Source organism: Streptomyces marokkonensis (assembly GCF_039539045.1).
Lineage (GTDB): Bacteria > Actinomycetota > Actinomycetes > Streptomycetales > Streptomycetaceae > Streptomyces > Streptomyces marokkonensis.
The window spans coordinates 1-5,235 of sequence record NZ_BAABCQ010000225.1; the positions used below are offsets into that span (position 1 = coordinate 1).

4 protein-coding genes are annotated in these 5,235 nt (G+C 71.6%); 2 read left to right on the top strand and 2 right to left on the bottom strand.

Annotated features, from left to right (window positions below):
* Window positions 1-84: 84 nt before the first annotated feature.
* Together ABEA26_RS32945 and ABEA26_RS32950 are read right to left on the bottom strand one after the other, a co-directional pair.
* Window positions 85-1,299 carry an LCP family protein gene (locus ABEA26_RS32945; protein WP_345597325.1) on the bottom strand — a complete coding sequence of 405 codons (1,215 nt, stop codon included), beginning with the start codon at window positions 1,297-1,299 and terminating at the stop codon, window positions 85-87.
* 173 nt (window positions 1,300-1,472) lie between these two features.
* Window positions 1,473-2,237: a TIGR03089 family protein gene (locus ABEA26_RS32950; RefSeq protein WP_345597327.1), complete on the bottom strand. Its 765-nt coding sequence runs from the start codon at window positions 2,235-2,237 to the stop codon at window positions 1,473-1,475.
* 139 nt (window positions 2,238-2,376) lie between these two features.
* Here ABEA26_RS32950 and ABEA26_RS32955 point away from each other — a divergent pair, with 139 nt between their 5' ends.
* Both ABEA26_RS32955 and manB read left to right on the top strand, forming a co-directional pair.
* Entirely contained in the window at window positions 2,377-3,840 is a 1,464-nt protein-coding gene (locus ABEA26_RS32955; protein WP_345597328.1) for a peptidoglycan recognition protein family protein, read from the top strand.
* 114 nt (window positions 3,841-3,954) lie between these two features.
* Window positions 3,955-5,037 carry a mannose-1-phosphate guanylyltransferase gene (gene manB / locus ABEA26_RS32960; protein ID WP_345597329.1) on the top strand — a complete coding sequence of 361 codons (1,083 nt, stop codon included), beginning with the start codon at window positions 3,955-3,957 and terminating at the stop codon, window positions 5,035-5,037.
* The last annotated feature ends 198 nt before the right edge of the window (window positions 5,038-5,235 follow it).

Consider the following 5,235-nt stretch of genomic DNA (forward strand, 5'->3'; position numbering starts at 1 on the left):
TTGTCCGCTCTTCCACACGGATTCCGGGCCGATCCCGGGCCGATCCGCTGTCTTTGCTCGTCCCGCGTCGTCCCGGCGCGCGTTCTACTCGCAGATGTCCTCTGCGGCGGTGTTCCCGCTGAACGTCGGCGCCGGTGAGTCGGCGGCGCCGGGTTCGCGGGGGTTTCCGGAACCGGTCGGCGTGTCCGGTTCGTCCGCCAACGTGATTGCCACGGGTTCGTCCGTCCGCAGGCGGGTGAACAGCTTCTCGGCGTCGGGCTCCACGAGTTGGTCGCGATTGGCGTCGCCCGCGTACGACTCCCGCGGGACGGTCAGGAATTGCACGTGCTCGGTGGGAATGCCGCGCAGCCCGCGCGCGAGGTCGTACAGACCACGCAGACTCGCCAGATCCGGGTCCGTGGTGAGGGACGAGGTGGCCGCGTCCAGGACGGGGTACAGCTTCACCGGATTCAGCAGTACGCCATTGCTCTGGACCTTGTTGACGAGTGCTCCCAGGAAACGCTGCTGCCGGTCCATCCGGTCGGTGTCGCTGCCGTCTCCGAGCGACTTGCGGGCACGGACGTAGCCGAGCGCCTGCTCGCCGTCGAGTGTGACCCGGCCCGCGGGCAACTTCAGCTTGGCATCCTTGTCGTCGACCGGTTTCCGCAGGCACACCTCGACGCCGTCGAGCGCGTCGACCATCCTTTTGAAGCCCTGGAAGTCGACGACCACGTGATGGTCGATCCGGATGCCGGTCATTTTCTCCACCGTCCGGACCGTGCACGCCGAACCACCCTCCGCGAAGGCGTAGTTGAACTGCGTGAACACCGGCTCGGCGCGTGACCCGTCGGGGCGGCGGCAGTCGGGCACGTCCACCATCAGGTCGCGGGGGAGGGAGACGGCGGTGGCGTTGTCCCGGTCCGCGGACAGGTGCAGCAGGATCGTGGTGTCCGACCGTTCGGTCCCGGAGTCCCGCCCATAGCGCGCGTTGCCGTCACCGGCGCGCGAGTCGGACCCGATCAGGAGCACGTTCCGCGCGCCGGGGACCAGCGCGGTGGGCCGCTCCTTCGCGTACCGGGCCAGTTCGGCCGCCGCCGCCTCGTCCGACGTGATGTTGCCGTCCAGCTTGGTGTACACCGCCCACCCGGCGCCCACGGCACCGGCGGCCAGCACGGCGACCGCGAGCCCGGAACACCCGAGACGCCGCCTGCGGCGCCGCCGCCTCAGGCCCTTCCCGGTCGCGGAAGCCCCCACTCCGGGTCCCGGGGCCTCCTTGGCGGCGTCCTCACCGAGGGGCGCGTCCGCGTCTTCATCGCTCACGTCTCCCTCCGTCCCGCACACGTGCGCTCCTACGACCATGCCCCGAGGGAGCGCCCGAGGCGGCACGGGACTGCCCCGAACGGGTCACGCGACGTCGAGTCGCCGCCCCTCTCGGCAGGCGACGTCGAGCTGCCGCCCGGCACGCGACGTGGAGTTGCCGCCCGGCAGGCACCTCACCGGGCCGTGGCCGACACCCGCTCCGTCTCGATCCGCTGGTCCACGACACCGGCGCCCGCCCGCTCCAGGTGCCGGCACAACACCACCGAGCCGCCACTGGCCAACGGCCCGTACAACCCCGCGTTCAACCCCTCCCACGTGTCGTACGGCAACCCGGACAGGATCCGCGCCCCCGGCCCCGTGAGCCCCAGCCCCGACGCCTCCGCCCGAGCCCGCTCCACGACCTCCGCCCCGCTGAACTCCCGCCCGGCCACGATCAGCGCGGGCGTCTCCGGGTCCACCGGCACGTACGGCACGAACCGGTCACCCTGCCCCGGCACCTCCACCGCGTAGTCGGCGAAACCCTCCGGCGGACGCGGCACGAACCGCCCCCCGAGCGGTCGCAGCGCCAGCGCGACCCGCGCGCCCGAGCACGCCCGCGCCGCCTCCAGCGCCTCGGGCTCCGGTCCGCTCACCACCAGGTCGGCCGCCGCCGGGTCACCCGACACGTCGGCGACGACGCCCACCGACGCGCACGCCAGCAGCCACACCGCCGTCTGCCAGTGCGCGGGCAGCAGCAGAGCGACCCGGTCGCCCGGTTCGACGGACAGTTCGTCCTGGAGCAGGTTCGCGGTCTTGGCCACCCAATTGGCGAAGGTGGCGACGGACAGTTCGACGCGTTCGCCGGTGGCGTCGTCGTAGAAGGTCACCAGGGGGCGTCCCGGGTCCGCGGCGAGCGCGGAATTCAGCAGGTCGGCAGGGGTGCGATCGGTCGCGTTCATCCGCGCAAGCGTACGCGGGCCCACCGGTGCGCACCGAGCGTACGGCGTACCGCGCGGCCACCGGATCGGACGAAAACGCCCTACGGCGTGTCAGGTCACGGATGGACAGATTTGTACGGCAATGTCAACGATCAGTGACATGCGTGGATTCCTTGCTTCCTCGATCGGTGTCACGTGCGCGGCGGCCCTGGCCCTCCCGCTCGGCCCGCCCGCGGTGGCGGCAGCCAACTCCGTGGCCGAGCCCACGACCGGAAGAACGGTACGGTCGGAGGCGCACGTTCCCGGCAGCACCCAGTCGCTGCCCCTCGCGCCCCTCACCCACGACCGTGCCCCCGGCGCCGCCGAACAGGGCGTGCCCCGCCGCGACGTACGCCGCTTCTCGCTGGTCGGTGTCGTCTGGGACAACCCGGAGACCGACCTGCACGGCCACGTCCAGGTCCGCACCCGCGCCACCGCCACCGGCGCCTGGTCCGGCTGGCGGGAGCTGGAGACCCACAACGCCGACCATGCCGCCGACCCCGGCACCCCCGAAAGCGTCTCGGGCCGCGTCCGCGGCGCCACCGCCCCACTGTGGGTGGGCGAGTCCGACGGTGTGGAGGTACGGGTCAGGGCGGAGCGAATTCCCGAAGCCACCGAGACCACCGAGGCCGCCAAAGCCGCCGAGGTCATTGAGGCCGCCGAGGTCACTGAGGCCACTGAGGCCACTGAGGCCACCGAGGCCACCGAGGCCACCGAAATGACTGTGGCCACCGGGGCCACGGAGCCCACCGAGGCCGCTCCGGCCGCCGCCTCTCCCCTCCCCACGGGCATGCGCCTCGAACTCGTCGACCCCGGCCGGGCCGCCCCGCCCGCGGCGGCCATCGGCCCGGAGGAGGGCCCCCGCACCACCGCCATGACCGCCGAGTCCGGGAAAGCCGTCGCCGCCTCCGCCGTCAACACCCGCCTCGCCCCACTCGGCGCCACCGAGATCCCGGCGGCGGAGCAGAGGGCGAAACCGTACGTCGGCCCCCGCCCCGGCATCACCACGCGCCGCGGCTGGGGCGCCGACGAGAGTCTGCGCGAGCGGAAGTTCGTGTACACGAAGAAGATCAAGGCGGCCTTCGTGCATCACTCGGCCACGGGCAACAACTACACCTGCAAGCAGGCGCCGTCAGTCATTCGCAGTATCTACCGCTACCACGTCAACAGCATGGGCTGGCGCGACATCGGCTACAACTTCGTCGTCGACAAGTGCGGAAAGATCTACGAGGGACGGGCCGGAGGTGTGTCCAAGGCGGTGCTGGGCGCCCACACTCTGGGGTTCAACTCCAACAGCATGGGCATCGCCGTCCTCGGCACCTACGGCTCCAAGAAGCCGTCGTCCGCCGCCGTGAAGGCGGTCGCCCGCCTCACCGCGTGGAAGCTCGGTCTGAACGGCATGAATCCGCGCGGGAAGACATACCTGAAGTCGGGTGGTGGCAATCTCTACCGAAAAGGCAAGAACGTACGACTGAACGTCATCTCCGGTCACCGCGACGGCTTCGCCACGAGCTGCCCCGGCAAGAAGCTCTACGGCAAGCTCGGCACGACCCGCTCGACGGCGGCGAAGTACCAGGGCCGCTGAGGACGTACACCGCACGACCCACCGCACGGCCATCGAAGGCGCCATGGAACGGTCTGCATACACTGGCCGGCCGAAAGAAAGTTCGGCCGGTCCCGGCAGGAAGCAGAGACGACGGTGACAGAAGCGATCCTCCTGGTCGGCGGCAAGGGCACGCGGCTGCGTCCGCTCACGGTGCACACGCCCAAGCCCATGGTCAGGGCGGCGGGGGTGCCGTTCCTCACGCATCAGTTGGCGCGGGCCAGGGCGGCGGGCGTCGACCACATCGTGCTCGCGACGAGCTACCTGGCCGAGGTCTTCGAACCGCACTTCGGTGACGGCTCGTCACTGGGCCTCCACCTCGAGTACGTCACGGAGGAGGAGCCGCTCGGCACGGGCGGCGCGATCCGCAACGTGGCGTCCCGGCTGCACTCGGGCCCCGACGACCCGGTCCTCATCTTCAACGGCGACATACTGACGGGGCTGGACATCGGCGCGCTGGTCCGCGTGCACGAGACCACGGGCGCGGACGTCTCCCTGCACCTGACGAAGGTGACCGACCCGAGGGCGTACGGCCTGGTCCCCACGGACGACACGGGCAGGGTGCTCGCCTTCCTGGAGAAGCCCCAGACCCCCGAGGAGATCGTCACCGACCAGATCAACGCGGGGGCGTACGTCTTCCGCCGCTCGGTCATCGACACGATTCCGGCCGGCCGCCCCGTCTCGGTCGAACGCGAGACCTTCCCGGAACTGCTGGCCACCGGAGCACACCTCCAGGGCATGGTCGACTCCACGTACTGGCTGGACCTGGGGACCCCGGCGGCCTTCGTACGCGGCTCGGCGGACCTGGTCCTGGGCCGCGCCCCGTCCCCGGCGATACCGGGCCGCTGCGGCGACCGTCTCGTCCTCCCCACGGCACGGGTCGCGCCCGACGCCAAGCTGTCCGGCGGCACGGTGGTCGGCGAGGGCGCCTTCGTGGCGGAGGGCGCGCGCGTCTTCGGCAGCACGATCCTCCCCGGCGCCGTCATCGAACCCGGCGCCGTCATCACCGACTCCCTGATCGGCACCCGTGCCCGTGTCGGCACCCGCTCGATACTCAGCGACACGGTCATCGGGGACGGCGCCGTCATCGGCGCCGACAACGAACTCCGCTCCGGCGCCCGAATCTGGTGCGACGCCCACATCCCCCCGGCGTCCCTACGCTTCTCCTCCGACACCTGACCCGCCGGCCACGTCCTGCCCCCCAGCTGCGGGCAGTCGTGCCGCTGGGGCGGCACGGGTGGGCGCAGCGGCACCCGCCCAGCGCCGGTCCGCGGCCACCACCCCGGCCCACACCCACGCCGGGCAACCCCGCACACACCGCACCGCACACACCGCACCGCACACACCGCACCGCACACACCGCACCGCACACACCGC